General features: G+C 63.5%; 20 protein-coding genes and 1 rRNA gene. 17 read left to right on the top strand and 4 right to left on the bottom strand.

Features of this window, described 5'->3' with window-relative positions:
- Positions 1-6: 6 nt before the first annotated feature.
- From rrf to L7A15_RS10125, 10 genes are all read left to right on the top strand, one after another.
- Positions 7-123, top strand: a 5S ribosomal RNA gene (gene rrf / locus L7A15_RS10170).
- A 298-nt stretch (positions 124-421) separates the two neighbouring features.
- Positions 422-1744 carry a hypothetical protein gene (locus tag L7A15_RS10165; RefSeq protein ID WP_237189813.1) on the top strand — a complete coding sequence of 441 codons (1323 nt, stop codon included), beginning with the start codon at positions 422-424 and terminating at the stop codon, positions 1742-1744.
- 5 nt (positions 1745-1749) lie between these two features.
- A complete protein-coding gene (locus L7A15_RS10160; RefSeq protein WP_237189814.1) occupies positions 1750-2739 on the top strand; it encodes an HAD-IIA family hydrolase in 990 nt (329 codons plus the stop codon).
- The gene (locus L7A15_RS10155) at positions 2732-2884 is read left to right on the top strand and encodes a GTPase (protein WP_237189815.1); all 153 of its coding nucleotides are present in this window, start codon (positions 2732-2734) and stop codon (positions 2882-2884) included. The genes L7A15_RS10160 and L7A15_RS10155 overlap by 8 nt, the downstream gene beginning before the upstream one ends.
- Positions 2885-2913: 29 nt before the next feature.
- Complete coding sequence (locus tag L7A15_RS10150) at positions 2914-3657, top strand: TlyA family RNA methyltransferase (RefSeq protein ID WP_237200888.1); 744 nt, start codon at positions 2914-2916, stop codon at positions 3655-3657.
- A gap of 130 nt (positions 3658-3787) precedes the next feature.
- Positions 3788-4786, top strand: coding sequence for an NAD kinase (locus L7A15_RS10145; RefSeq protein ID WP_237189817.1), 999 nt, complete (start codon positions 3788-3790; stop codon positions 4784-4786).
- A 4-nt stretch (positions 4787-4790) separates the two neighbouring features.
- Entirely contained in the window at positions 4791-6497 is a 1707-nt protein-coding gene (gene recN / locus L7A15_RS10140) for a DNA repair protein RecN (protein WP_237208953.1), read from the top strand.
- Positions 6498-6552: 55 nt separating this feature from the next.
- On the top strand, positions 6553-8232 hold the full coding sequence (locus L7A15_RS10135) for a CTP synthase (RefSeq protein ID WP_272878659.1): 1680 nt from the start codon (positions 6553-6555) through the stop codon (positions 8230-8232).
- A gap of 157 nt (positions 8233-8389) precedes the next feature.
- Positions 8390-9136, top strand: coding sequence for an NUDIX domain-containing protein (locus L7A15_RS10130; protein ID WP_237208954.1), 747 nt, complete (start codon positions 8390-8392; stop codon positions 9134-9136).
- On the top strand, positions 9133-10110 hold the full coding sequence (locus L7A15_RS10125) for a site-specific tyrosine recombinase XerD (protein ID WP_237208955.1): 978 nt from the start codon (positions 9133-9135) through the stop codon (positions 10108-10110). The genes L7A15_RS10130 and L7A15_RS10125 overlap by 4 nt, the downstream gene beginning before the upstream one ends.
- A gap of 138 nt (positions 10111-10248) precedes the next feature.
- Here L7A15_RS10125 and L7A15_RS10120 read toward each other — a convergent pair whose 3' ends face one another.
- The 4 genes from L7A15_RS10120 to L7A15_RS10105 form a co-directional block, all read right to left on the bottom strand.
- Positions 10249-11382 carry a bifunctional 2-methylcitrate synthase/citrate synthase gene (locus L7A15_RS10120; RefSeq protein ID WP_237208956.1) on the bottom strand — a complete coding sequence of 378 codons (1134 nt, stop codon included), beginning with the start codon at positions 11380-11382 and terminating at the stop codon, positions 10249-10251.
- Between the two features lie 147 nt (positions 11383-11529).
- Complete coding sequence (gene prpB / locus L7A15_RS10115) at positions 11530-12441, bottom strand: methylisocitrate lyase (protein ID WP_237208957.1); 912 nt, start codon at positions 12439-12441, stop codon at positions 11530-11532.
- Positions 12441-13958 carry an MmgE/PrpD family protein gene (locus L7A15_RS10110; protein ID WP_237208958.1) on the bottom strand — a complete coding sequence of 506 codons (1518 nt, stop codon included), beginning with the start codon at positions 13956-13958 and terminating at the stop codon, positions 12441-12443. Before L7A15_RS10110 ends, prpB begins: the two co-directional genes overlap by 1 nt.
- Before the next feature lie 23 nt (positions 13959-13981).
- Positions 13982-14701: a GntR family transcriptional regulator gene (locus tag L7A15_RS10105; protein ID WP_237208959.1), complete on the bottom strand. Its 720-nt coding sequence runs from the start codon at positions 14699-14701 to the stop codon at positions 13982-13984.
- Between the two features lie 251 nt (positions 14702-14952).
- On the opposite strand from L7A15_RS10105, the gene L7A15_RS10100 reads away from it, so the two are divergent.
- The 7 genes from L7A15_RS10100 (at position 14953) to cmk (ending at position 22758) form a co-directional block, all read left to right on the top strand.
- Entirely contained in the window at positions 14953-16863 is a 1911-nt protein-coding gene (locus L7A15_RS10100) for a propionyl-CoA synthetase (RefSeq protein ID WP_237208960.1), read from the top strand.
- A gap of 208 nt (positions 16864-17071) precedes the next feature.
- A complete protein-coding gene (locus tag L7A15_RS10095; RefSeq protein ID WP_237204440.1) occupies positions 17072-17932 on the top strand; it encodes a ParA family protein in 861 nt (286 codons plus the stop codon).
- 152 nt (positions 17933-18084) lie between these two features.
- Complete coding sequence (locus tag L7A15_RS10090; RefSeq protein ID WP_237208961.1) at positions 18085-18924, top strand: segregation and condensation protein A; 840 nt, start codon at positions 18085-18087, stop codon at positions 18922-18924.
- Entirely contained in the window at positions 18917-19789 is an 873-nt protein-coding gene (gene scpB / locus L7A15_RS10085; protein WP_237208962.1) for an SMC-Scp complex subunit ScpB, read from the top strand. The genes L7A15_RS10090 and scpB overlap by 8 nt, the downstream gene beginning before the upstream one ends.
- Positions 19790-19847: 58 nt before the next feature.
- Positions 19848-20912 (top strand): pseudouridine synthase, encoded by a 1065-nt coding sequence (locus L7A15_RS10080; protein ID WP_237189685.1) that lies wholly within the window; start codon positions 19848-19850, stop codon positions 20910-20912.
- On the top strand, positions 20912-22075 hold the full coding sequence (locus L7A15_RS10075) for a prephenate dehydrogenase (protein ID WP_237208963.1): 1164 nt from the start codon (positions 20912-20914) through the stop codon (positions 22073-22075). The genes L7A15_RS10080 and L7A15_RS10075 overlap by 1 nt, the downstream gene beginning before the upstream one ends.
- 11 nt (positions 22076-22086) lie before the next feature.
- Entirely contained in the window at positions 22087-22758 is a 672-nt protein-coding gene (gene cmk, locus L7A15_RS10070) for a (d)CMP kinase (protein WP_237189687.1), read from the top strand.
- The last annotated feature ends 50 nt before the right edge of the window (positions 22759-22808 follow it).

The following is a 22808-nucleotide window of genomic DNA, read 5'->3' as shown; positions in this document are numbered from 1 at the left end:
TAGGTTTACGGTGGTTATAGCGAGAGGGAAACACCCGGTTCCATCCCGAACCCGGAAGTTAAGGCTCTTTGCGCCGATGGTACTGCACTGGTGACGGTGTGGGAGAGTAGGTCACCGCCGGTTTTTTGATTGGGATACAGAAGGTCCTGGACGAAACGTCCAGGGCCTTTTTGTTTGCCCCGGTTTGTTTGCTCTGGGAAGAAACTATCTGCAAGTAGCCCATATTCCCTGGGCCGGAGCACAAGCTCCGACCCCTTTTTTTGCTTTAACAGACCCTCAACCACAGGCTGTGTGCCTGAAAACGCACCAGGAAGACCAGCCGACCCCTACGCAAGCTACCCCAAGCCAGATAGACTAGAACCTAGCGAAAAAACAGGGCAGAAAAGAGCCCTACCCCCACAAAAACAATAGAGGAGCTCACTTGGCTGAAAACTCACGTAACCACTCAGATAAAAACCGCGGTGGCTACAAGAAGAACAACGACCGAAACTCCTCCCGCCCCTACCGTAGCGACCGCTCAGACCGCAACGAAGGCGGCTACACAAAGCGAGACGGCGACCGCTCCTACGGCGACAAGAAGCCCTACGACAAGAACCGTGGTGGCGGCAAACGCTACGATGACCGCAAGGGCACCGGCAAGTTCGGTGACAAAAAATTCGGCGACAAAAAGTTCGGTGACCGCGGCCCCCGCAAGAACTTCGACCGCGACCAGAACAAGCGCGGCCACCAGGGGGAACGCAAGGACCAGCGTTTCACCGAAGCTAAGAATCCCGGCGGTGACTACCGTCCCTCCAAGAACGCACCCGAGATCGACACCGACGTCACCGGTAAGGAACTGGAGAACTGGACCCTCCGCGCCCTGCGCCAGCTAGAAGCCCAGAACGCAGACACCGTCGCCAAGCACCTCGTCATGGTTGGGCGCTACCTCGACATCGACCCCGACTTCGCCCTCGAACACGCTATCGCCGCCTCCAAGCGGGCAGGCCGAATCGGCGTCGTCCGCGAAGTCGTAGGTATCGCAGCCTACGCCGCTGAAAACTTTGAACTGGCCCTGCGCGAACTCCGCACCCACCGTCGAATCTCAGGCGCCAACGACCACCTGGCCCTGCTCGTCGACTGTGAACGTGCCCTGGGCCGAATCGAAAAAGCCCTCACCCTGGCAGAAGAAGCCAAGGGCGAGGACGTGCCCGCCGCCGTCCGCTCAGAGGTCGCCATCGTAGTTTCTGGTATCTACAGCGACCAGGGTGAGCTCAAGAAAGCTCTTAAGGCCCTGCAGATTCCTGAACTCAACCCCAAGCGCGGCTTCGACTACTCACCCCGCCTCTTCAACACCTACGCAGAACTCCTGCACCAGGACGGCCAGACCAAGGAAGCCAACCGCTGGGCCCGACTGGCCCTTATGACCGAAGCCGCCCTTGGCCAGGGTGACTTCGTCGAACCCGAAATCTTTGACATCTTCACCGAGAAGGACCTGCTCGAACCCGAAGAGCCCTCCGTCGACCTCGAAGCCGCAGAAGCTGCCCAGGATGGCCCTGCAGCTCCGGCAGAGGAGAAGCCCGCCGAGGGAACCCCTGAAGCCGCTGAAAAGGCCGATGAAGAAGCCGGTTCAGAGGACGGAGCCCTCTTTGAGGTAGAAACCCCCGCCCCCTCCACCGAAACCCTCGTCAGCGAAGAACAGGCTGAAGAAGAAGCCCTCTTTGAGCTGGCCCCCGAAGCCACTACCGAAGGCACCGAGGAGGACTAAAACTCATGCTGCTCAACCAGCACGACGCAATTCTCTCTGACCTGGACGGTGTCGTCTACGCTGGCCCCGACGCTATCCCCGGTGCCCCCGAAGCCCTCAACAAGGCCCAGGGGCTTGGCGTTCCCGTCGCTTTCGTGACCAACAATGCCTCCCGGAGCGTGAAGGCCGTTGCCGACCACCTGGTAGAACTGGGGGTCAACACCGACGCCGACCACGTCGTCAGCTCCGCCCAGGCCGCAGCAGAACTTTTGGCCGAGCAGCTTTCCCCAGGCTCTAAGGTCCTGGTGACCGGGACCCAGGCCCTAGCTGACTGCGTCCGCGCCGTTGGCCTAGTACCCGTAGCTAGCCAGGCTGATGAGCCCGTCGCCGTCGTGCAGGGCTTCAACCCCAAGATCCTGTGGGAGGATTTGGCTGAAGCTGCTTACACCCTGGCCGACGACAAGGTGCTCTGGGTAGCCTCCAACACCGACTTCACGATCCCCAAGGAACGCGGAATCGCCCCCGGCAACGGAACCCTTGTCGGGGCCGTCGCCACCGCCACCGGGAGGACCCCCCTGGTTGCCGGGAAACCAGAATCCCCGATTTTCATCACCGCCGCCCAGAAGCTGGGGGCCGAGCGCCCCGTCGTCGTCGGCGACCGCCTGGACACCGACATTCAGGGCGGGAACCGGGCCGGTATGGCAACCGCTGTGGTCATGACCGGGGTGGAGACTTATGAGAGTATTCTTGCCGCCATTCCCCTGGAACGCCCCACCTACCTGCTGACAGACCTAGCCGGGTTCTTTGAGCCCTACCCCGACATCAGCTGTGAAGCGACCGCCCACGGGGCCACTGCGTCCGGGGCAGGCTGGACGGCAACCGCCCAGGGCATGGAGCTGACAGTCACCGGCCAGGGCAGCGAGGTCGATAGCTGGCGGGTAGCCTGCGCCGCCTGGTGGGCAGCCCACCCCGACACCACCGAGCCAACCCTCCCCGAAAGCATCAACCGTGGCTAAGGACCAAGCCCCCGCAGAAGGGGAGCCGCTAGAACTAGACCCGGAGTTCGAAGCCGCCCTCACCGCCGCCCTGGCCCTGGACGCCACCGAACGGCTGGAGAAGCTCACCCAGTTAGCAGACGACCTAACCCAAGAACTCAACTAAACCGCTAGGCTGCGGGAAAAGGAGACAGGATGAGACTGGACCAATACCTGGTGCAGGCCAGCATTGCCCGATCCCGCACCCTGGCCGCCAAAATGGTGGAGGGCGGCTACATCAGCGTCAACGGCAAGCCCACCACAAAACCGGCCCAGAAACTCAAAGAGGGAGACAGGGTGCGGGTGCTCCGGAACGACCTGACGGAGTACGTCAGCCGGGCCGGGCATAAGCTGGCCGGGGCCCTGGACGCCTTCCCCGACATTACCGTGGCAGGCAAGTTCTGCCTGGACGCAGGGGCCTCCACCGGGGGCTTTACCGACGTGCTACTGCGCCGGGGGGCCAGGAGGGTCGCCGCCGTGGACGTCGGGCACGACCAGCTGGTTGACGAGATCCGCCACCACCCGGCCGTGGACGTCTACGAGGGCATGAACGTGCGCCACATGAGCCCGGCCGACATCGGCGGGCAAGTGGAGCTGACCGTCTCTGACCTCAGCTTTATCTCCCTGACCAAGGTGGTAGGGCCCCTGGCTGAGGCCACTGCTCCTGGCGGGGACCTGCTCCTGATGGTCAAACCCCAGTTTGAGGTTGGCCCGGCCAAGATTGGGAAAGGTGGGGTCGTGACTGACCCAGCCGCCCGGGTTGAGGCCGTTCAGCTGGTGAGGCAGACAGCCCAGGAGGCCGGTCTGCTGGTGAAAGGGGAACAGGAAAGCCCCCTGCCCGGCCAGGACGGCAACCTAGAGTTCTTCCTCTGGTGCCAGAAACCGGCTCAGGACGCCTAGGCCCCGGCTGGTCGGGACCAGGAGGGTAGGGGAGGGCCCCCACCCAAAAATCGAATAAATATTCGAAAAAAGGGTGTGTTGGGGAACGAATTCAGGCCTCTGCAGGGGAAACATCAGTTAGCCTAAAAGGGTGAAGGATACTCAAGCACCTGCCGCCCCCACTGGCCCCGGGGACCGCAAGATACTGGTTTTCGCCCACACCGGCCGAGTCGAAGCCCGCGACGCTGCCCGCGCCGCCTGTACCCAGCTGTATAAGGCCGGGCTGGTTCCCGTCATGAACCGGGCCGACCTCGAAGCCCTCACCGAACGCTGGGACAACCCCGTGCCTGTCGCCGTCGCCCACGAGTCTGTGGCCCTCAAAGATATCGAGCTGGGGGTTGTGCTGGGCGGGGACGGTTCAATCCTGCGGGCAGCCGAGATGATCCGCCACACCCAAATCCCCCTCATCGGCGTCAACCTGGGCCATGTGGGCTTCCTGGCCGAAGCCGAAGAGTTTGACCTGACCGAAACCGTAGAACGCATTGTCTCGGGCGACTACACGGTTGAAGAGCGCATGGCCATCGACGTGAAAGTCTGGGCTGACGGCCAAAAAATCCTGGACACCTGGGCCCTGAACGAGGCCAGCGTTGAAAAGGGCAACCGGGAAAAAATGATTGAGGTTGTCATCGAAGTAGACCAGCGGCCTCTCTCCTCCTTCGGCTGCGACGGGGTAGTGCTAGCAACCCCCACCGGCTCAACCGCCTACGCCTTTTCCGGGGGCGGGCCCGTCGTCTGGCCCAGCGTCGAAGCCATGCTCCTCGTGCCGCTGTCTGCCCACGCCCTCTTTGCCCGGCCCCTGGTCACGGCCCCGGACTCCATGATGGCCGTGGAGCTCGTCTCCACCAACGGGGCTGAGGGGGTTCTCTGGTGCGACGGCCGCCGCACCCGCGACCTACCCCCCGGAGCCCGCGTCGAAGTGACACGATCCTCCAAGCCGGTGCGCCTAGCCCGTATGCACCCGGCCCCCTTCTCAGAACGCCTCGTCAAGAAGTTTGAGCTCCCCACAGCCGGGTGGCGGGGCCCCTACACCACCGGCCCGGCAACCACCGCCCTGCCCGTCCTCGGAACCGACCAAGGGAAGAAAGACTAAGCCCGTGATTGAAGAAATTCACCTGCGCGACCTCGGCGTCATCACCGATGCCCGTTTGCCCCTGGAACCTGGCTTCTCCGTCCTGACCGGCGAAACGGGTGCCGGTAAAACCATGGTCGTCACCGCCCTGGGCATGCTCTTAGGTGCCCGCTCAGACGCCAGCTCCGTCCGCAACGGGGCCAAAAACGCCCTGGCCGAAGCCGTGATCCGCCTGCCCCACGGGCACCAGGCCCTGGGCCTGGCTGAAGACGCTGGCGGGTCCGTCGAGGAACTGGACGGCGGATCAGCCGAACTGCTCCTGGCTCGCACCGTCTCAGCTACCGGCCGTTCCCGGGCCCACGTCGGTGGGGTATCGGCCCCCATCGGAACCCTGGCCGAAATCGGCCACACCCTGGTTGCCGTCCACGGCCAGTCAGACCAGCTGCGCCTCAAGGACGCCGCCGCCCAGCGTCAGGCCCTGGACTCCTACGCCGGGAAGAAACTCGAAAAGCTACTGGCCAACTACACCGCCAACTATGAGCGGTACAAGCAGGCCGCCGGGGAGCTGCGGGACGTCCGCGAAAATACCCGGGCCCGGGCCCTGGAAGCCCAAACCCTCCAGGGGGCCCTGGCCGAAATTGACGCCGTCAACCCGGTTGAGGGCGAAGAAGAAGCCCTGAGAGCTGAAAGCCAGAAGCTGGCCAACGTCGAGTCCCTGCGTCTAGCGGCGGCGACGGCGTCCGCCGCTCTGTCAGGCACCGAATATGGGGACGCGGACGAGCCCAATGTCCTCGGACTGCTCGACGCCGCCCGCACAGCCCTGGCCGCCGAAGCAGCCGACGACGCCGACCTGGGAGCCCTGGCTGGGCGCCTGAATGAGGCCCTCATTACCGTCACCGACATAGCCGAAGAAATCTCTGCCTATACCTCCGGCCTGGACACCGAGGGCCCCGAACGCCTCGCTGAGGTTGAACACCGCCGCTCCCAGCTCAAAACCCTAACCCGCAAGTATGGGGCCGATATCGCAGAGGTCCTGGCCTGGGCTGAAGAATCCCGGGCCCGGCTCGGCACCCTCTCGGACGACCCCGCCCGGCAGGAGGCCCTCGAAGCCGAACTCCGCCAGCTGCGCGACACCCTGGGGGAGCAGGCAGCCCAGCTCACCGCCTTACGCGAAAAGGCCGCCCGCAAACTGGCAGCTGCCGTCAGCGAGGAACTCTCAGCCCTGGCCATGCCCAACGCCTCCCTGGTCGTGCAGGTTGAAGAAACCGAAAAATTCCACCGCTTCGGCAAGGACTCTGTGACCTTCATGCTGGCCTCCCACGCCCAGGCCGTCCCCCGCCCCCTGGGTAAGGGAGCCTCAGGCGGTGAGCTCTCCCGCGTCATGCTGGCCCTAGAAGTCGTGCTGTCTGAAGTCGATCCCGTGCCCACCTTCATCTTCGATGAGGTTGATTCCGGTGTTGGCGGTAAAGCCGCTATTGAGATTGGCCGCCGCCTTGCCATGCTGGCCAAGAACGTGCAGGTCCTGGTGGTTACCCACCTGCCCCAGGTGGCCGCTTTCGCCGACCAACACATCCTGGTGCGTAAGAACGACGACGGCTCCCTCTCCCGGGTGCAGGTACTCTCCACCGAAGAGAGGGTCGTAGAATTGGCCCGTATGCTCTCAGGCCACGACCAGTCCGCTGCCGCCCAGGAACACGCCCGGGAACTGTTGGAAGCAGCCGGGCAAATCTAAAGCCACCCGGGGAAAGGCCCCTGCCGAGACTGTTTACACACCCGAAACAGAAAGAATGATAGGCTGGAATTCCGTGGTAGATACAAAAACATCAAACAACGGTAAAATCACCCGCCAGATCTTTGTCACCGGCGGTGTAGCTTCTTCTCTCGGCAAGGGCCTCTCGGCCTCCTCCCTTGGCCGTCTTCTGCGTTCCCGTGGCCTGTCCGTCACCATGCAGAAGCTCGACCCCTATCTCAACGTCGACCCCGGCACCATGAACCCCTTCCAGCACGGTGAAGTCTTTGTCACCGACGACGGGGCAGAAACCGACCTCGACATCGGCCACTACGAGCGCTTCCTGGACGAAAACCTCTCCCAGGCCGCCAACGTCACAACCGGCCAGGTCTACTCCCACGTCATCGCCAAGGAACGCCGCGGCGAGTACCTGGGGGATACGGTGCAGGTCATTCCCCACATCACCGACGAAATCAAGCGCCGTATGCGCCTTCCCGCAGAGGGCGAGAACGCCCCCGACATCATCATCACCGAAATCGGTGGCACCGTCGGAGACATCGAATCCCTGCCCTTCCTGGAGGCAGCCCGCCAGGTGCGCCGGGACATCGGCCGCCGCAACGTCTTCTTCCTGCACGTCTCCCTGGTGCCCTTCATCGGGCCCTCCGGTGAGCTCAAGACCAAGCCCACCCAGCACTCCGTCGCCGCCCTACGCGGGCTCGGCATTATTCCCGACGGCCTGATCCTGCGCTGCGAACGCGAAGTACCCGAATCCCACAAGATCAAGATTGGGCACGCCTGCGACGTCGAACCAGAAGCCGTGATTTCCTGCGCCGACGCCCCCAGCATTTACGACATCCCCAAGACCCTGCACAGCCAGAACCTGGACTCCTACATCCTGGACTACCTGGGTGTAGAGGCCCAGGAGGTAGACTTCACCGCCTGGGATAAACTACTGGCTGCCGTCCACACCCCCAAGACCGAAGTCAACGTCGCCCTGGTGGGTAAATACATCGACCTGCCCGACGCCTACCTCTCCGTCACCGAGGCCCTGCGGGCAGGCGGCTTCGCCAACCAGGCAAAGGTCAACGTCAAGTGGGTTGCCGCTGACCTCTGCGCCAGCCCCGAGGACGCCGCCCACCAGCTGCGCGGCATGGACGCCGTACTCGTCCCCGGCGGTTTCGGTATCCGTGGCCTCGACGGCAAGATCGGGGCCCTGCGCCACGCCCGCGAGAACAAGATCCCCACCCTGGGTATCTGCCTCGGGCTGCAGTCCATGGTGCTTGAGTACGCCCGTAACGTCCTGGGCATCAAGGACGCCTCCTCCACCGAGTTCGATCCCGACACCGCCTCCCCGCTGATTGCCACCATCGAAGAGCAGAAGGCCTTTGTGGACGGCGCAGGCGACCTGGGCGGCACCATGCGCCTGGGCCTCTACCCGGCCACTCTGGCTGCAGGCTCCCTGGCCGAAAGCGTCTACGGGGCAACCGAGGTAGCAGAACGCCACCGCCACCGCTACGAGGTCAACAACGACTACCGCCAGCAGCTCGAAGAGGCCGGCCTGGTTATCTCCGGTACCTCACCCGACTCATCCCTGGTGGAGTTCGTTGAGCTACCTGTGAGCGAACACCCCTACTACATCGCCACCCAGGCCCACCCCGAATACCGCTCTCGACCCACCAAGCCCCACCCCCTCTTCGCAGGGCTCATCAAGGCAGCCCTCGACAACCGCAAGGGCTAAAACACACTCACCCCGGAGGGGGCCGGTTACCCGGCCCCCTCAGCCGTCCCCGGCCCCCGGCTCCAAGAGAGCTGCAAGACACCGGTGAGCCTAACCTGATACAGGCAGGGGCGGTAAAGTGAGCAGGTAAGGAAAACCGCCCACACAGGAGAACCCCATGCGCCAACACCTCACCTATGACATAGGGGACGCCCCCCGCCTCAACGCCCCGGCGCTCGCCGCCGCCCAAGAGACCATCGCAGACATTGCCAACCCCCGATTCGTGACCAGCCGGAGCACCCAGTTCGAAGGCTACATCTGGGACGTCATCCGTGAAGGCATCGCCCTCACCGAAGGAGCTGAACCCTTCGAACGGGACTTCCTCCTGCACCCCGGGGCCGTTGCCGTCCTCGCCCTCAACGACAAAAACGAAATCCTGCTCATCAACCAGTACCGCCACCCCGTCCGCGCCAACCTCTGGGAAATCCCAGCCGGCCTGCTCGACATCGACGGGGAACCACCCCACCAGGCAGCCGCCCGAGAACTCGCCGAAGAAACCGACCTCCAAGCAGGCCAGTGGGATACCCTCATGGAGTTCTACAACTCACCCGGCGGCATGGGCGAAACCTGCCGGATCTACCTGGCCCGCAACCTCAGCCAAATCCCCGCCGAACAGAGGGAAGAGCGCGTCCACGAAGAAGCTGAAATCGTGCTCCGCTGGGTCCCCCTCGACGAAGCCGTCCAGGCCGTACTTACCGGGCGAATCCACAATGCTGCAGCCACCAACGCGATTCTCGCCGCCGCCGCAGCTGCCGCCCGAAACTTTGAAACCCTCTACCCGGTAGACGCCCCCTTTACCGCCCACCCCGCCCTACGCGAAGCCAACTACCGAGGCGACATCCGCCCTGCCGAAGGCCTCTCATGAAACCCGTACCCCCGGGGCCAGACGACACCCCCACCCCCCTGACCCAGGCAATGGAGGTCTACCTCAACCACCTGGCCATCGAGCGGGGCCTGGCAGACAACACTCTGGCCTCCTACCGCCGCGACCTCACCCGCTACGCCACCTACCTGGCCAGCCAAGGCGTCATCGACCCTCGTATCATCAGCAAGAAACACGTGCGAGATTTCGCGGCCTCCTGCGCTGAACCCGGGCCGGACGGGGCCCAGCCCCTAGCCCAGCGGTCCATCGCCCGAATCATCAGCGGGGTACGGGGCGCCCACCGCTTCTGGTACACCGAGGGCACCACCCCCACCGACCCCGCAGCCACGGTACGTCCGCCCACTCCGGCTGCCCGCCTGCCCAAGGCCGTAGCCCTCCCCGATATCACCCGGCTACTCGAAAGCCCAGATATCTCCTCCCCGGCAGGCCTGCGCGACCGGGCCCTGCTCGAATTCCTCTACTCCACCGGGGCCCGCATCAGCGAAGCAATCACCGTTGACCTTGACGACATCATCATCGAAAAGGACGATGCAACCCCCACCCTGCCCGCAGTCGCCCGCCTCTTTGGCAAGGGGAGCAAGGAAAGGGTTGTGCCCGTGGGCTCCTACGCCGCCCGCGCCATTGAGGACTACCTGGTGCGGGGCCGTCCTGCCCTCGCTGCCAAGGGGAAGGGAACCCCGGCCCTCTTCCTCAACGCCAGGGGCGGACGCATAACCCGCCAGGGGGCCTATCTGATTCTGAAGACCCACGCCGAGAAAGCTAAGATTCGGGCAGAGCTTTCCCCCCACACCCTCCGCCACTCCTTTGCCACCCACCTGCTGGAGGGCGGGGCTGACATCCGGGTGGTGCAGGAACTGCTCGGTCATGCTTCTGTCACCACCACCCAGGTCTACACCAAGGTCACAGCTGAGACCCTGCGCGAGGTCTTCGCCGCCAGCCACCCCCGCGCCCGTTAGAGGCCAGAGAAACAAGATACCGGGCCTGCCCTCAGGAATGAGGGCAGGCCCGGTTTTATGGCTAACTCACGGTTACGCAACGATACGGTGAGTTACCTCACCGAGGGCGAGTGAGCCTAGGTGCCGAAAGGGGCAGGTTTAGAGGTGGCGTTCGTCCACACCGTTGTAGGCGGAGAGCGGGCGAATCAGGGAGTTGGCTGCGCGTTGCTCCAGGATGTGGGCGGTCCAGCCGGTGATTCGAGAAGCCACGAAGATGGGGGTGAAGGTGGGGGTGTCGAAGCCCATCAGGTGGTAGGTGGGGCCAGCGGGGTAGTCCAGGTTGGGCTTGATTCCCTTGGCTTCGTCCATTGCTTCAGCTAGACCCTGGTAGAGGCCGATGATGTCGTGGCGGCCGTAGTATTCGACCATGTCGAAGAAGGACTTCTGCATGGTGGGCACGCGGGAGTCGCCGTTCTTGTAGACCCGGTGGCCAAAGCCCATAATCTTCTTCTTCTCAGCCAGGGCAGCTTCCATCCAGGCCTTAGCGCGGGCCTTGGCATCCGCCTGGGACTCGCCTTCAATCACCCCGATCTCATCGAAGGTGTGCTGCACTGCCTCGTTGGCACCACCGTGTAGGGGGCCCTTGAGAGCCCCGATAGCACCGGTGACGGCTGAGTGCAGGTCTGAGAGGGAGGAAGTAATGACGCGGGCGGTGAAGGTGGAGGCGTTGAAGGAGTGCTCGGCGTACATGACCATGGAGACGTTGAAGGCGGTCTTGACCTCGGGGGCCGGGACTTCGCCGAAGGCCATGTAGAGGAAGTTATCGCAGTAGTCCAGGTCTTCGCGGGGGGCAATGATGTCCTGGCCCCGGCGGCGGCGCTGGTCGTAGCAGACGACAGCCGGCATGACCGCGAAGAGTTCCTTAGCCTTGAGCAGTTCGGTCTCGGGGGAGAGGTCCTCGCTCTTGGGATCGGCAGCCCCCAGGAAGGAGGTTGCCGTGCGGCAGACGTCCATGGGGTGGCAGTCGGTGGGTAGGGAGTCGATCACTGCCTTGAGGGCGTCGGGCAGGGCGCGGTGGGCCCGCTCAAAGGCGGTGAACTCGTCCAGTTCAGCGTCGGTGGGAAGCTCCCCGTTCCAGAGCAGCAGGGCTACTTTTTCGAAGGGGACGGTGGCGAGCTCCTGCACCGGGTAGCCCCGGTAGAGCAGGGAGTTGGTCTCAGCGTTGACCTTGGAAATTGCGGTGTAGTCGGCTACAACGCCGGCTAGGCCCTTCTTGACGTCGGTGTCAGTCATGGTGGGTCTCTCCTCAACACGAGGGTGCAACGGTGCACCCGAATCTGCAATGGGTTGATAGGTGTGGCTCAGTGCTCAATGATGGTGGGGCAGGACGGCCGCCGGAAGCACCGGGGCCGGGTGGCGGCCGTCCTGGGTGGGCAAGCCCTAGGCCTGGAACTTGCCCGGTACTTCAAAGTTGAAGATACCGGTGTCGAACTGGTTGTAGGCCTCGTAATCAACCAGGTCGTAGAGGCGGGAGCGGGTGAACATCTGGTCCACGTAGGCCTCCTGGGTGCCATCGCGCTCGATGGTTTCCAGGACGCGCTCCATAGCTCCCAGGGAGGAACGCAGGAGGGTGACGGGGTAGATAATCAGGTTGATCCCTACCTCAGCCAGCTGCTCCTTGGTGTAGAGCTCGCTCTTGCCGAACTCGGTCATGTTGGCCAGAACCGGCACGTCCACGGCGTCGCAGACGGCCTTGAACTCGTCCAGGTTCTTCATGGCCTCGGGGAAGATAGCGTCTGCACCGGCGTCCACCAGGGCCTTGATGCGGTCGATGGTTTCTTCCAGGGAGGAGGTGCCGCGCAGGTCGGTGCGGGCCATGATCAGGAAGTTCTCGTCCCGGCGGGCCTCAGCGGCGGCCTTGATGCGCTTGGTGGCGGTTTCAAGGTCAACCATGTTCTTGTTGTCCAGGTGGCCGCAGCGCTTGGGGTTGAACTGGTCCTCAATGTGGCAGCCAGCCAGGCCGTACTCTTCGAACTCCTGGATAGTGCGAGCCACGTTCATGGGCTCACCGAAACCGGTGTCGGCGTCCACGATAGCAGGCAGGTTGGTGACGCGGGCAATCTGCCCGGCCCGCTGGGCAACCTCAGAGAGGGTGGTGAGGCCGACGTCCGGGAAACCCAGCTCATTGGCCAGCACCGCACCGGAGATGTAGATACCGTCAAAGCCCTTTTCTTCAATCAGGCGGGCTGAGATGGGGGTGTAGGTGCCGGGGAACTGGCGAATCTGGCCGCTGGCCAGCATGTCACGCAGGTCCTTGCGCTTTTGGGCGGCAGTTTTTGAGGCGTACAGCATTAGAAGATACCCTTCTTGCCGGTTTCCAGCTCGATGGAGGCGGTGATGTTGAGGGCGTCCAGCTCACCTGCACCCAGATTGGCCAGGTTTTCAGCGGCCTCAATGAAGCGGTTCTGCTCTTCTTCGGAGACCTTGCCTTCGGCCAGCTTGCGGAACTTGCCGATGTAGTCTTCGCGGGCGAAAGGACGGGCACCGAGCGGGTGGGCGTCAGCTACGGCGATTTCTTCGCTGAAGGTTTCGCCGTTGGCCAGCTTGATTTCAACGCGGCCACCGAAGGCCTTTTCGGCCGGATCGTTGGAGTGGTAGCGGCGGGTCCATTCGGCGTCCTCGGCGGTGGTGACCTTGTGCCAGAGGGCTACGGTGTCTTCACGCTGGGCACGTTCGGGGGCGTAGGAGCCGACGTGGTCCCACTCGCCGTCCTGCAGCATGACAGTGAAGATGTAGGGGATAGAGTGATCCAGGGTTTCGCGGGTAGCGGTGGGATCGTACTTCTGGGGGTCGTTGGCGCCTGAACCGATGACGTAGTGGGTGTGGTGGGAGGTGTGCAGAACAATCGACTCGATGTTCTCGGGGTTGGCGAACTCGGGGTGCTCCCGGTGCAGCTTGCGGGCCAGGTCAATCCAGGCCTGGGCCTGGTACTCAGCGGAGTGTTCCTTGGTGTAGGTATCGAGGATAGCGCGCTTGGGCTCGCCGGGCTCGGGCAGGGGAACCTCGTAGTGGGCGTCAGGGCCGTCCAGCATCCAGGCGATGACGCCGTCCTCACCCTCGTAGATCGGCACGGGGGAGGTCTGGCCGCGCATGGCACGGTCAACTGCTTCAACGGCCATCTTGCCTGCAAAGGCCGGGGCGTGGGCCTTCCAGGTGGAGATTTCGCCCTTGCGGGACTGGCGGGTGGCGGTGGTGGTGTGCAGGCCCTGGCCGATGGCCTGGAAGATGGTTTCGGTGTCCAGGCCCAGCAAGGTGCCAATACCGGCGGAGGCGGACGGGCCGATGTGGGCGACGTGGTCAATCTTGTGCTTGTGCAGGCAGATGGCCTTGACCAGATCAACCTGAACCTCGTAGCCGGTGGCGATACCGCGAATCAGGTCGCGGCCAGTGGAGCCTACATGCTGGGCGACCGCCAGAATCGGGGGGATATTGTCGCCGGGGTGGGAGTACTCGGCAGCCAGGAAGGTGTCGTGGTAGTCCAGTTCGCGAACGGCCACACCGTTAGCCCAGGCAGCCCACTCGGGGGAAACCTTGGTGCTAGCGGCAACGCCGAAGATAGCGGCACCCTTGCCGTTGGGGGAGTGGGCGTGAGTCAGGGCCTGGTCGCGGGCGGAGATAATGGGGCCGCGGTTGAGAGAAGCGATAGCCACAGAAGCATTATCAATAATGCGGTTGATCACCATCTCTTCAACCTCGGGCAGGACCTCAACGGGGTCGGTGGCTACCTGAGCCAGCTTGTAGGCCAGCTGCTCCTCGCGGGGCAGGTTCTCCTCAGAACGGTAAACACGAACGGAATGGAGCTTAGTCACGGGTATTCCTTTCAGGGTGGTGCCTAGCGGGCGTCTGCGCTCGCGTCGGCTGTTGGGGATGAGGACGGGGAAAGATTTGGGTGCTCGAAAATACTGTGCTGGCTCTGGGAGGCAGCAGCCTCTTCGATAGCGTAGAGAGCATTAGCCAGATGGAGGCGGGTGGCCGCTTCAGCCAGCTGGGGGTCGCCGGAGGCGATACAGCGGGCAATCTGGGCGTGTTCTTCAGCGGCCTGGGCCAGCCTGATGGGGTTGGCCTTGGACAGCTTGCGGATTCGCGTCAGTTGGGTGCGTAAGGACGTTTGCGCCTGGTGCAGGTAGCGGTTGGCGGCAGCCTGGTCGATGGCACTATCAAGCTCGTCAACCAGGGCGTAGTATTCGGCCAGTTTGGCTGTGCCCTGGTGCAGGTCAAGGGAGGCCGCCTCGAAAGCCTTAGCCAGCTGGCTAAAGGTTTCAGGGTTACCCCGACGGGCGGCTAGGGCAGCTGCCGTGCTATCGAGTGCCGTGCGTAGCTCAAACAGGGAATACACGTTCGCTAGGGAAATCGGGGCGACGATCACGCCCCGCCCCGGGGCAGGCTCAGCCAGCCCCTCTGCCAGGAGCCGGGAAATCGCCTCCCGCACCGGTGTGCGGGAGACACCCAAACGCTCTGACTGCTCAACTTCAGCAATAACAGACCCGGGGGCGAGCATACCCTCCATGATGTCGCTGCGTAGGCTCTGATAAGCCAGTTCGCCAGCTCTCACCAGTCTCTCCTCTCAGATCTGCCGTGTGATTCATCCCACCAACAATGGGATTGGTATCACTCTAGAACAGTCGCACCGGTTTTGTATACAGAGCCGGAAAAAATTACGGAAGATTCCCGAAATATTGCGTCATTATTGGGGGTAATTCAAATTTATGTATACAAACACTTGCCCTGGGTGACGCAGGGCACTACCTTAAAAACAACTCCCTCCACCCAACCCCACCCCAGCGTCCGTAAGGAGCACCCCACATGGCAACCTACAGCGAAACCTACACCCGCAGTATCGAACACTCCGAAGACTTCTGGCTCGAACAAGCAGAAGCCATCACCTGGGACACCAAACCCACCCGTGCCCTCGATGACAGCGCCGCCCCCCTCTACCGCTGGTTCCCCGACGGCACCCTCAACACCTGCTACAACGCCGTCGACCGCCATGTAGAAGCTGGTCACGGCGACCGCACCGCCATCACCTACGACTCCGCCATGCTCGGCACCCGCCAAAACATCACCTACGCCGACCTCAAAGCAGAGGTGGAAAAAATTGCCGGGGCGCTCGCGTCCGCCGGGGTCGAAAAAGGCGACCGTGTGCTCATCTATATGCCCATGATTCCCCAGGCTGCCATGGCCATGCTGGCAGTTGCCCGCCTGGGCGCTGTTCACTCGGTCGTTTTCGGTGGTTTTGCCCCCAATGAGCTGGCCAGCCGAATCAACGACTGCTCACCCAAGGTAGTGCTGACCGCCTCGGGCGGTGTTGAACCAAAGCGCCGCATTGAATACATCCCGGCTGTTGAAAAAGCAATAGAACTGTCGCAGACCAAGCCTGCCACCGTGCTGGTTTTTGAGCGGGATGGCTTTGAAAACACGGTGGCTGACGCGGTGCGCCGGGCTGACGAGAACTCCACCGGTGTGACCTGGCTGGACTGGGGGCAGGCAGTCGCCCAGGCTGAGCCCCACGGCCCGGTTGCGGTCAAGGCCACCGACCCCCTCTACATTCTCTACACCTCCGGCACCACCGGCGCCCCCAAGGGGGTTGTGCGCGATAACGGCGGGCACGCCGTCGCCCTGAGCTGGACCATGAAAAACATCTACAACGTAGGGCCCGGGGAAGTCATGTGGTGCGCCTCGGATGTGGGCTGGGTAGTGGGCCACTCCTACATCGTCTACGGCCCCCTGCTGGCCGGGGCAACCACCGTGCTCTATGAGGGTAAGCCTGTGGGTACCCCGGACGCGGGTGCCTTCTGGCGCGTCATTCAGGAATCCGGTGCCAAGTCCCTCTTCACTGCCCCCACTGCCCTGCGAGCCATCCGCAAGGCTGACCCCGAGGCTGAGCTGCTGGGGAACTACGACATTTCCTCCCTGCAGCTACTCTTCGTGGCCGGTGAGCGCCTGGACCCCGAAACCTACCACTGGGCCACCGAGAAACTAGGCGTGCCCGTTATTGATAACTGGTGGCAGACCGAAACCGGCTGGGCTATTGCCGCTAACCCTCGCGGCCTGGAAGCCCTGCCCCTGAAGCCCGGCTCCCCGTCGGTGCCCTCGCCCGGCTACAACCTGCAGGTGCTTGACCCCTTCGGCGAGCCCGTCGGCCCTGGCGAAGAGGGTAACCTGGCCATCAAGTTGCCTATGCCTCCGGGTACCCTGCCAACCCTCTGGGGCAACGATGACCGCTACATTTCCTCCTACCTCGATGCCTTCCCCGGCTACTACACCACCGGCGACTCCGGCTACCTGGACGAGGATGGCTACGTCTTCGTCATGGGCCGGACGGACGACGTTATTAACGTCTCGGGCCACCGCCTCTCCACTGGGGCTATGGAACAGGTGCTCGCCGGTCACCCGGCTGTCGCTGAGTGCGCCGTGATCGGTGTGGCTGACCAGCTCAAGGGCCAGCGCCCCGCAGGCTATGTGGTGCTCAAGGCCGGTGCTAATATTAGTGAAGAGCAGCTAGCTGCTGAGCTGATCGCCAGTGTGCGTAACGATATTGGGGCGGTCGCCGACTTCAAGGACGTCAAGATCGTGGATGGCCTACCCAAGACCCGCTCCGGCAAGATCCTGCGTAAGACCATGCGTCAGATTGCAGACGGCGAGCAGTACACCGTGCCCTCCACCATTGAAGATATGAGCGTGCTGGACGATATCGCCAAGGTGCTGCGTAGCTAGCCGGTTAACTTTCGGTGAGGACGCCGCCCTCCGCTTTCCTACCTAGGGGCAGGGGAGTGGGGCGCGGCGTCCTACCCTCCACACCCCTCACCAGCACCTGGCAACAGGCAAGAGAAAGAAGACTGGGCGGAGCTGGCGGAGAAGACTTGCACCCACCGGCTAAACTGGTAGATAAACGTCTACGAACCCAACCAAAGGTGAGAACACAGTGACTGAAACCGGCGCTGAACAACTCGGCCCCACCGGCCGCCCCCTGCGCGTCTACCCAGACCCCGCCCCCCTCTCCACCCACGGGCCCGCCCGCATCATCTCCATGGTCAACCAAAAAGGCGGCGTCGGAAAAACCACCTCCACCATCAACCTCGGTGCCGCGCTCGCAGAAGCAGGACGCCGCGTCCTCCTCGTCGACTTCGACCCCCAGGGCGCTCTGTCTGCCGGTTTCGGCGTCAACCCCCACGAACTCGACCTCACCATCTACAACGTCATGATGGACCGCAAGGTCGACATCCGCGAAGTCATCCAAGACACCGAATTCGACAACATCGACTTGCTCCCCGCTAACATCGACCTTTCCGCAGCCGAAGTGCAGCTCGTCAATGAGGTTGCCCGCGAGCAGGTCCTGGCCAGCGCCCTGCGCAAGGTCGAAAACGACTACGACGTGATCCTGATTGACTGCCAGCCCTCCCTGGGCCTGCTGACCGTCAACGCCCTGACCGCAAGCCACGGCGTCATTATCCCCCTCATCTGCGAGTTCTTCGCCCTGCGTGCGGTAGCCCTGCTGGTGGACTCCATCGAAAAGGTGCAAGACCGCCTCAACCCCAAGCTCGAAATCGACGGTGTGCTGGCCACCATGTTTGACTCCCGCACCTTGCACTCCAAGGAAGTCCTGGCCCGTATTATCGACGCCTTCGGCGACAAGGTCTTTGACACCGTCATCAAGCGCACCGTCAAGTTCCCCGACGCCTCCGTGTCAGCTGAACCCATCCTCTCCTACGCCACCAACCACCCCGGCGCAGAAGCCTACCGCCAGCTGGCCCGCGAACTCATCTCCCGTGGCGGTGCCCCCTAAACGCGTCTGCCCCTATGCTCTAGGCTACTTTTGCCCGTCTGCCCTTGAAGAACCTCGGGGTAGGCGGGCAGAATAGTTAAAACACAGTAAAAAGAACGGCTCATGAGAAGCCGCCGAATCCTGGCTCAAAGACCCACAGGAGACTCGCTGCCGTGACGGTACCGAACACACTAGACGCAGGCGCCCCCGCGCCCTTCACGCTCACCCTGAGCAACTTCGAAGGCCCCTTCGACCTCCTCCTCACTCTGATTTCCCGCCGTAAACTCGACATCACCGACATTGCCCTGGCTGAAGTCACCGACGAATTCCTCACCTACATCAAGGACGCCTTCGACACCGACCACCCCCGGGGCCACGACGTCGCCCTCAACACCGCCAGCGAATTTTTGGTCACCGCCGCCACCCTGATAGAACTCAAAACCGCCCGCCTCCTTCCGCGCGGAGACAAGGCCATCCAGGCCAACCCCGAACTCCTTGAAGCCCGCGACCTCCTCTTTGCCCGCCTGCTCCAATACCGGGCCTACCGGGAGGTCACAGCCGTCCTGGCCGAAAAATTCGCTGCAGAATCCCACCGCTTCGCCCGCACCGTCGCCCTCGAACCAGCCTTCGCCCAGGTGCTACCCGAACTGGTCTTCGACCTCACCCCACAAGGGTTCGCCGAGATTGCCGCCCGCGCCCTGCGCCTGCACGAAGCAGCCGACACAGATCCAGAACCAGAGCAGATCGACACCGGCCACATCTACCAACCGGCCACCACCATCGCCGTGGAAGAAGCAGAAATACTCAGCCGGCTACAGCAGGCCACCACACCCCTGACCTTCACAGACATCTGTGAGCGGGCAGCCAACCGGGAGGTTATCGCCGTCCGCTTCCTGGCCGTCCTCGAACTCTACAAGCAGGGCCTGCTCGACGTGAGCCAAGACGTCACCCTCGGTCCCATCACCCTGACCCTCACCCGCCACGAGCACCCGGAGGAGGCCGCCCATGTCTAACCCTGACTACAGCGACGACGACCTGAAAATCCTGCTCTCCGACACCTGGGGAGCAGAGGCAGAAGAAGCCCCCGACGGGGATCAAACCGTCGAACAGGAGCTAGCCGCTGAGTCTGAGTCAGCCGCTGAGCCTGAGTCCGAGACTGAACCGGAACCAGCCCCCGAGCCGGAACCGGCCCCCGAGCCTGAACCGCAGGCCACCAGGCCCCAGCCCCGCGCCCGGGCTGCCCGCACAAAGCCGGTGGTGGCGGCCTCGTCCGCAGACATAGCCCGCGTGGAACTGCAACCGGGCGGCGTGAAAGCTGCCATCGAGGCGATCCTGGCGGTAGCTGACGTCCCGGTGAGCGTGCGTGAGTTCTCCGCAGCCCTGATCGTCTCAGAGCGGGCCATTGAAGCGGCCCTCGACGAGCTTGTGCGCGACTACAACGGCTACGACGACGACACCGGCACCCACGAACCCCGGGGCTTTGAACTCCGTCAAATCGCTGGCGGCTGGCGGCTCTATGCCCGGGAGGACTTTTCCCCCTGGGTTGGCCGGTTCGTGGTGGGGGCCCAAACCACCAAACTCACTCGGGCCGCCCTCGAAACCCTGGCCGTCATCGCCTACCAGCAGCCAGCCACCCGGGCCTACATCGCCCAGGTGCGCGGGGTATCGGCGGACGCAGCCGTGCGGAACCTGCTCCATCGCGGGCTGATTACCGAAACCGTGCCGGACGAGAAGGGCGCCACCCAGTACATCACCACCGACACCCTCCTGGAAAAACTAGGGCTCAACTCCCTCGACGAGCTGCCCGCCCTAGCTCCCTACCTGCCCGACCCTGAAGAGGTCAGCAGCGGGGCCGTCCTGGACATCACCACAGACTAAATAGACACCACGGGGCCCACCACGGCCCACCTAGACCACAGAAGAAGAGGAAAAAGATATGGCATACGGAAACAATTCACGAGGCAACGCAGGACGCGGCGGCCGCCCCGGCGCTGGCAAGGCTGGTGCGTCACGCGGCGGCAAGGGCTTTGCTGGCGCAGGCAAGGGCGGCGCCGGTAAGGGTGGTTTTAAGGGCAACAAGGGGGCCAAACCCGGCACCCCCGGAGGCCCCCGCAAGGCAGGCACCGGCAAGGGCCCCAAGTTCCGCTCAGGCCAGCCCTTTGCCAAGGAGATGGGCGAGTTCCGCCCGGCCAACCGTGGCACCAAGAACTTTGGCCCCCACCGTCCGCGCCGACCCAAGAACGCGCCCGTCGACCACTACCCCTTCTACGACCACGAGGGCGTCCGCCTGCAGAAGGTCATGGCGTCCGCCGGTGTGGCCTCCCGCCGCGTCTGCGAAGAAATGATTGAAGAAGGCCGCGTGACCGTCAACGATGTTCTGGTCACTGAGCTGGGCGTGCGCGTCAACCCCGACCAGGTTTCTATCCAGGTCGACGGCATGACCATCCAGACCAACGACAAGCTGGTCTACATGGTTCTGAATAAGCCCGCCGGCGTCGTCTCCGCTATGGACGACCCCGACGGCCGCCCCAACATCTCCAACTTCCTGCGCTCATCCATGACCGAACGGGTCTTCCACGTGGGCCGCCTGGACGTCGAAACCGAAGGTCTGCTGCTGCTAACCAACGACGGAGAACTGGCCAACCGCCTGACCCACCCCTCCTATGAGGTCCCCAAGACCTACCTGGTACAGGTACCCGGCCCCATGGAACCCGGTATCGGCGCAGCCATGAAGAAGGGCCTGCGTCTGGAGGACGGCGTCACCCGCGTCGACGAGTTCAAGCTGGTTGACTCCACCCCCGGCCACGTCCTGGTTGAGGTCACCATCCACTCCGGCAAGAACCGCATTATCCGCCGCATGTTCGAGCACGTCGGTTACCCCGTCGAGAAGCTGGTGCGCGTTGAGATGGGCCCCATCCACATCGGCTCCCAGAAGCAGGGCACCGTACGCAACCTCTCCAAGGTTGAAATCGGCAAGCTGCTGGCCTCGGTAGGTATGTAATGAGCGGTTCACCCACCGTTTTTGACTCCCACCTGCACGGCCCCGTCCTGGTGATCGGGGCGGGTCTGCTGGGCGCTTCCATTGGCCTGGGCCTCCGCCACTGCGGCTACACCGTCTACATCAGCGACATCTCACCCACCACCGAAGCCGTCGCTGAAGACATCGGCGCCGGTATTTCCCTGCGGGCCCTCGACGCCGAGTGGGTAGCCACCAGCGACAAGCCCGGGCAGGACGCCGGTGATCGGCTCGTCCTGACCCCCCAGCTGGTCGTCGTGGCAGCGCCCCCGGACGTTACCGCCGATCTGGTGGTGCGGGCGCTCGCCGACTACCCGGCCTCCTTCGTCATTGATATTGCCTCGGTGAAGTCAGGGATCTTAGAGCAGGTGCGGGCAGCTGGGGCTGATGTGAGCCGCTACCTGGGCACCCACCCCATGGCCGGACGTGAAAAGTCCGGCCCCGTGGCTGCCCGCGGGGAGCTCTTCTCCGCCCGCCCCTGGGTGCTCTGCGACCACGAGGCTGTGCGCCCCGAACTGGTCAAGGTCGCCCAACAGCTGGCAACCGAACTGGGGTCCACCATCACCCACATGGACGTCGAAGAGCACGACCGCACCGTCGCCCTGATTTCCCACGTTCCCCAGGTCATGAGCTCCCTGCTGGCCTCCCGCCTGCAGGACACCCCCCTCTACGCCCTCGGCCTGGCCGGGCAGGGCCTGCGTGACACCACCCGGATCGCGGCCTCAGACCCCGGCCTGTGGGTGCAGATCCTCTCGGCCAACGCCGAGCCCGTGGTGCAGACCCTCTACGGGGTACGCGAAGACCTAGAGCGCCTCATCAGCACCCTGGAAGCGCCCACCGCTGCCGGGGCTAGGCTCGATATCGCCCAGCTGATGAGCGAGGGTAATTCGGGCGTGGCCCGCATACCCGGCAAGCACGGCGGCTCCCCGTCCGCCTTTGCCCAGCTCACCGTGCTGGTGGACGACGCCCCCGGCACCCTGGCCCGCCTGCTGGCTGAGATCGGGGAACTCGGAGTCAACCTTGAAGACCTGCGCCTAGAACATTCACCCGGCGCCCAGGTGGGTATGGCTGAGCTGTCGGTCAACCCTAACGAACACGAAAAACTCATCGAAGACCTCACCAGCCGCGGCTGGAAGGTCGTCAAGTAAGGAAGAAAACCATGTCTGACAAGCTCGTGATCGCCATTGACGGCCCTTCTGGCTCCGGCAAGTCCTCAGTGTCTAAGGCCGTGGCCCGCCACTACGGGCTCGAATACCTGGACACCGGCGCCATGTACCGCGCCCTAACCTGGTACTGCCTGGACACCCAGGTGGACACCTCCGACGCTGCCGCCCTGGTTGCTGCTGCCCGCAGCTTCCCCTATGTGCAGGGCACCAGCCCCGACGAAGAGGTCATCGAAGTCGGGGGAGTGGACGTACGCGAGGCTATCCGTGAGCCCCGCATCTCAGAGGCCGTCTCAGCGGTTGCCTCGAATATGGACGTCCGCCAGATCCTGATTGACCTGCAGCGGGACTTCATCGCCCGTTCTCAGACCGGCATGGTGGCAGAAGGTCGCGACATCACCACCGTCGTTGCCCCCGACGCCGACGCCCGCGTCCTGCTCACCGCCAGCGAAGAAGTCCGCCTGGCCCGCCGCGGTCTGCAGCTGGGAGGCACCCAGAACTCCGAACAGCTCGCAGCCCAAGTCTCAGCCCGTGACGCCAAGGACTCCAAGGTCACCAGCTTCACCGAAGCCGCCGATGGAGTAACCCTCGTTGACTCGTCAGACCTCAACTTTGAAGAGACCATCGCCGCCGTCATCGACGCTGTAGAAGCCCAACTCAACAGCTAAGACCAGCCCGGGCGGCCCGCGTCCGCCCCATTCATTAGACTTAAGACCAC

It is taken from the genome of Rothia nasimurium, from assembly GCF_928391935.1.
Taxonomy (GTDB): domain Bacteria; phylum Actinomycetota; class Actinomycetes; order Actinomycetales; family Micrococcaceae; genus Rothia; species Rothia nasimurium_D.
The sequence above is the reverse complement of the archived record's forward strand: the minus strand, read 5'-3'. Positions and strand labels throughout refer to the sequence as shown.

Bases quoted from the DNA above. Each gene is read 5' to 3' on its own strand.
- L7A15_RS10160 (WP_237189814.1), top strand. From the start codon at position 1,750: ATGCTGCTCAACCAGCACGACGCAATTCTCTCTGACCTGGACGGTGTC.
- L7A15_RS10150 (WP_237200888.1), top strand. From the start codon at position 2,914: ATGAGACTGGACCAATACCTGGTGCAGGCCAGCATTGCCCGATCCCGC.
- L7A15_RS10135 (WP_272878659.1), top strand. From the start codon at position 6,553: ATGATAGGCTGGAATTCCGTGGTAGATACAAAAACATCAAACAACGGT.
- L7A15_RS10130 (WP_237208954.1), top strand. From the start codon at position 8,390: ATGCGCCAACACCTCACCTATGACATAGGGGACGCCCCCCGCCTCAAC.
- L7A15_RS10125 (WP_237208955.1), top strand. From the start codon at position 9,133: ATGAAACCCGTACCCCCGGGGCCAGACGACACCCCCACCCCCCTGACC.
- L7A15_RS10120 (WP_237208956.1), bottom strand. From the start codon at position 11,382: ATGACTGACACCGACGTCAAGAAGGGCCTAGCCGGCGTTGTAGCCGAC.
- prpB (WP_237208957.1), bottom strand. From the start codon at position 12,441: ATGCTGTACGCCTCAAAAACTGCCGCCCAAAAGCGCAAGGACCTGCGT.
- L7A15_RS10100 (WP_237208960.1), top strand. From the start codon at position 14,953: ATGGCAACCTACAGCGAAACCTACACCCGCAGTATCGAACACTCCGAA.
- scpB (WP_237208962.1), top strand. From the start codon at position 18,917: ATGTCTAACCCTGACTACAGCGACGACGACCTGAAAATCCTGCTCTCC.
- L7A15_RS10080 (WP_237189685.1), top strand. From the start codon at position 19,848: ATGGCATACGGAAACAATTCACGAGGCAACGCAGGACGCGGCGGCCGC.
- L7A15_RS10075 (WP_237208963.1), top strand. From the start codon at position 20,912: ATGAGCGGTTCACCCACCGTTTTTGACTCCCACCTGCACGGCCCCGTC.
- cmk (WP_237189687.1), top strand. From the start codon at position 22,087: ATGTCTGACAAGCTCGTGATCGCCATTGACGGCCCTTCTGGCTCCGGC.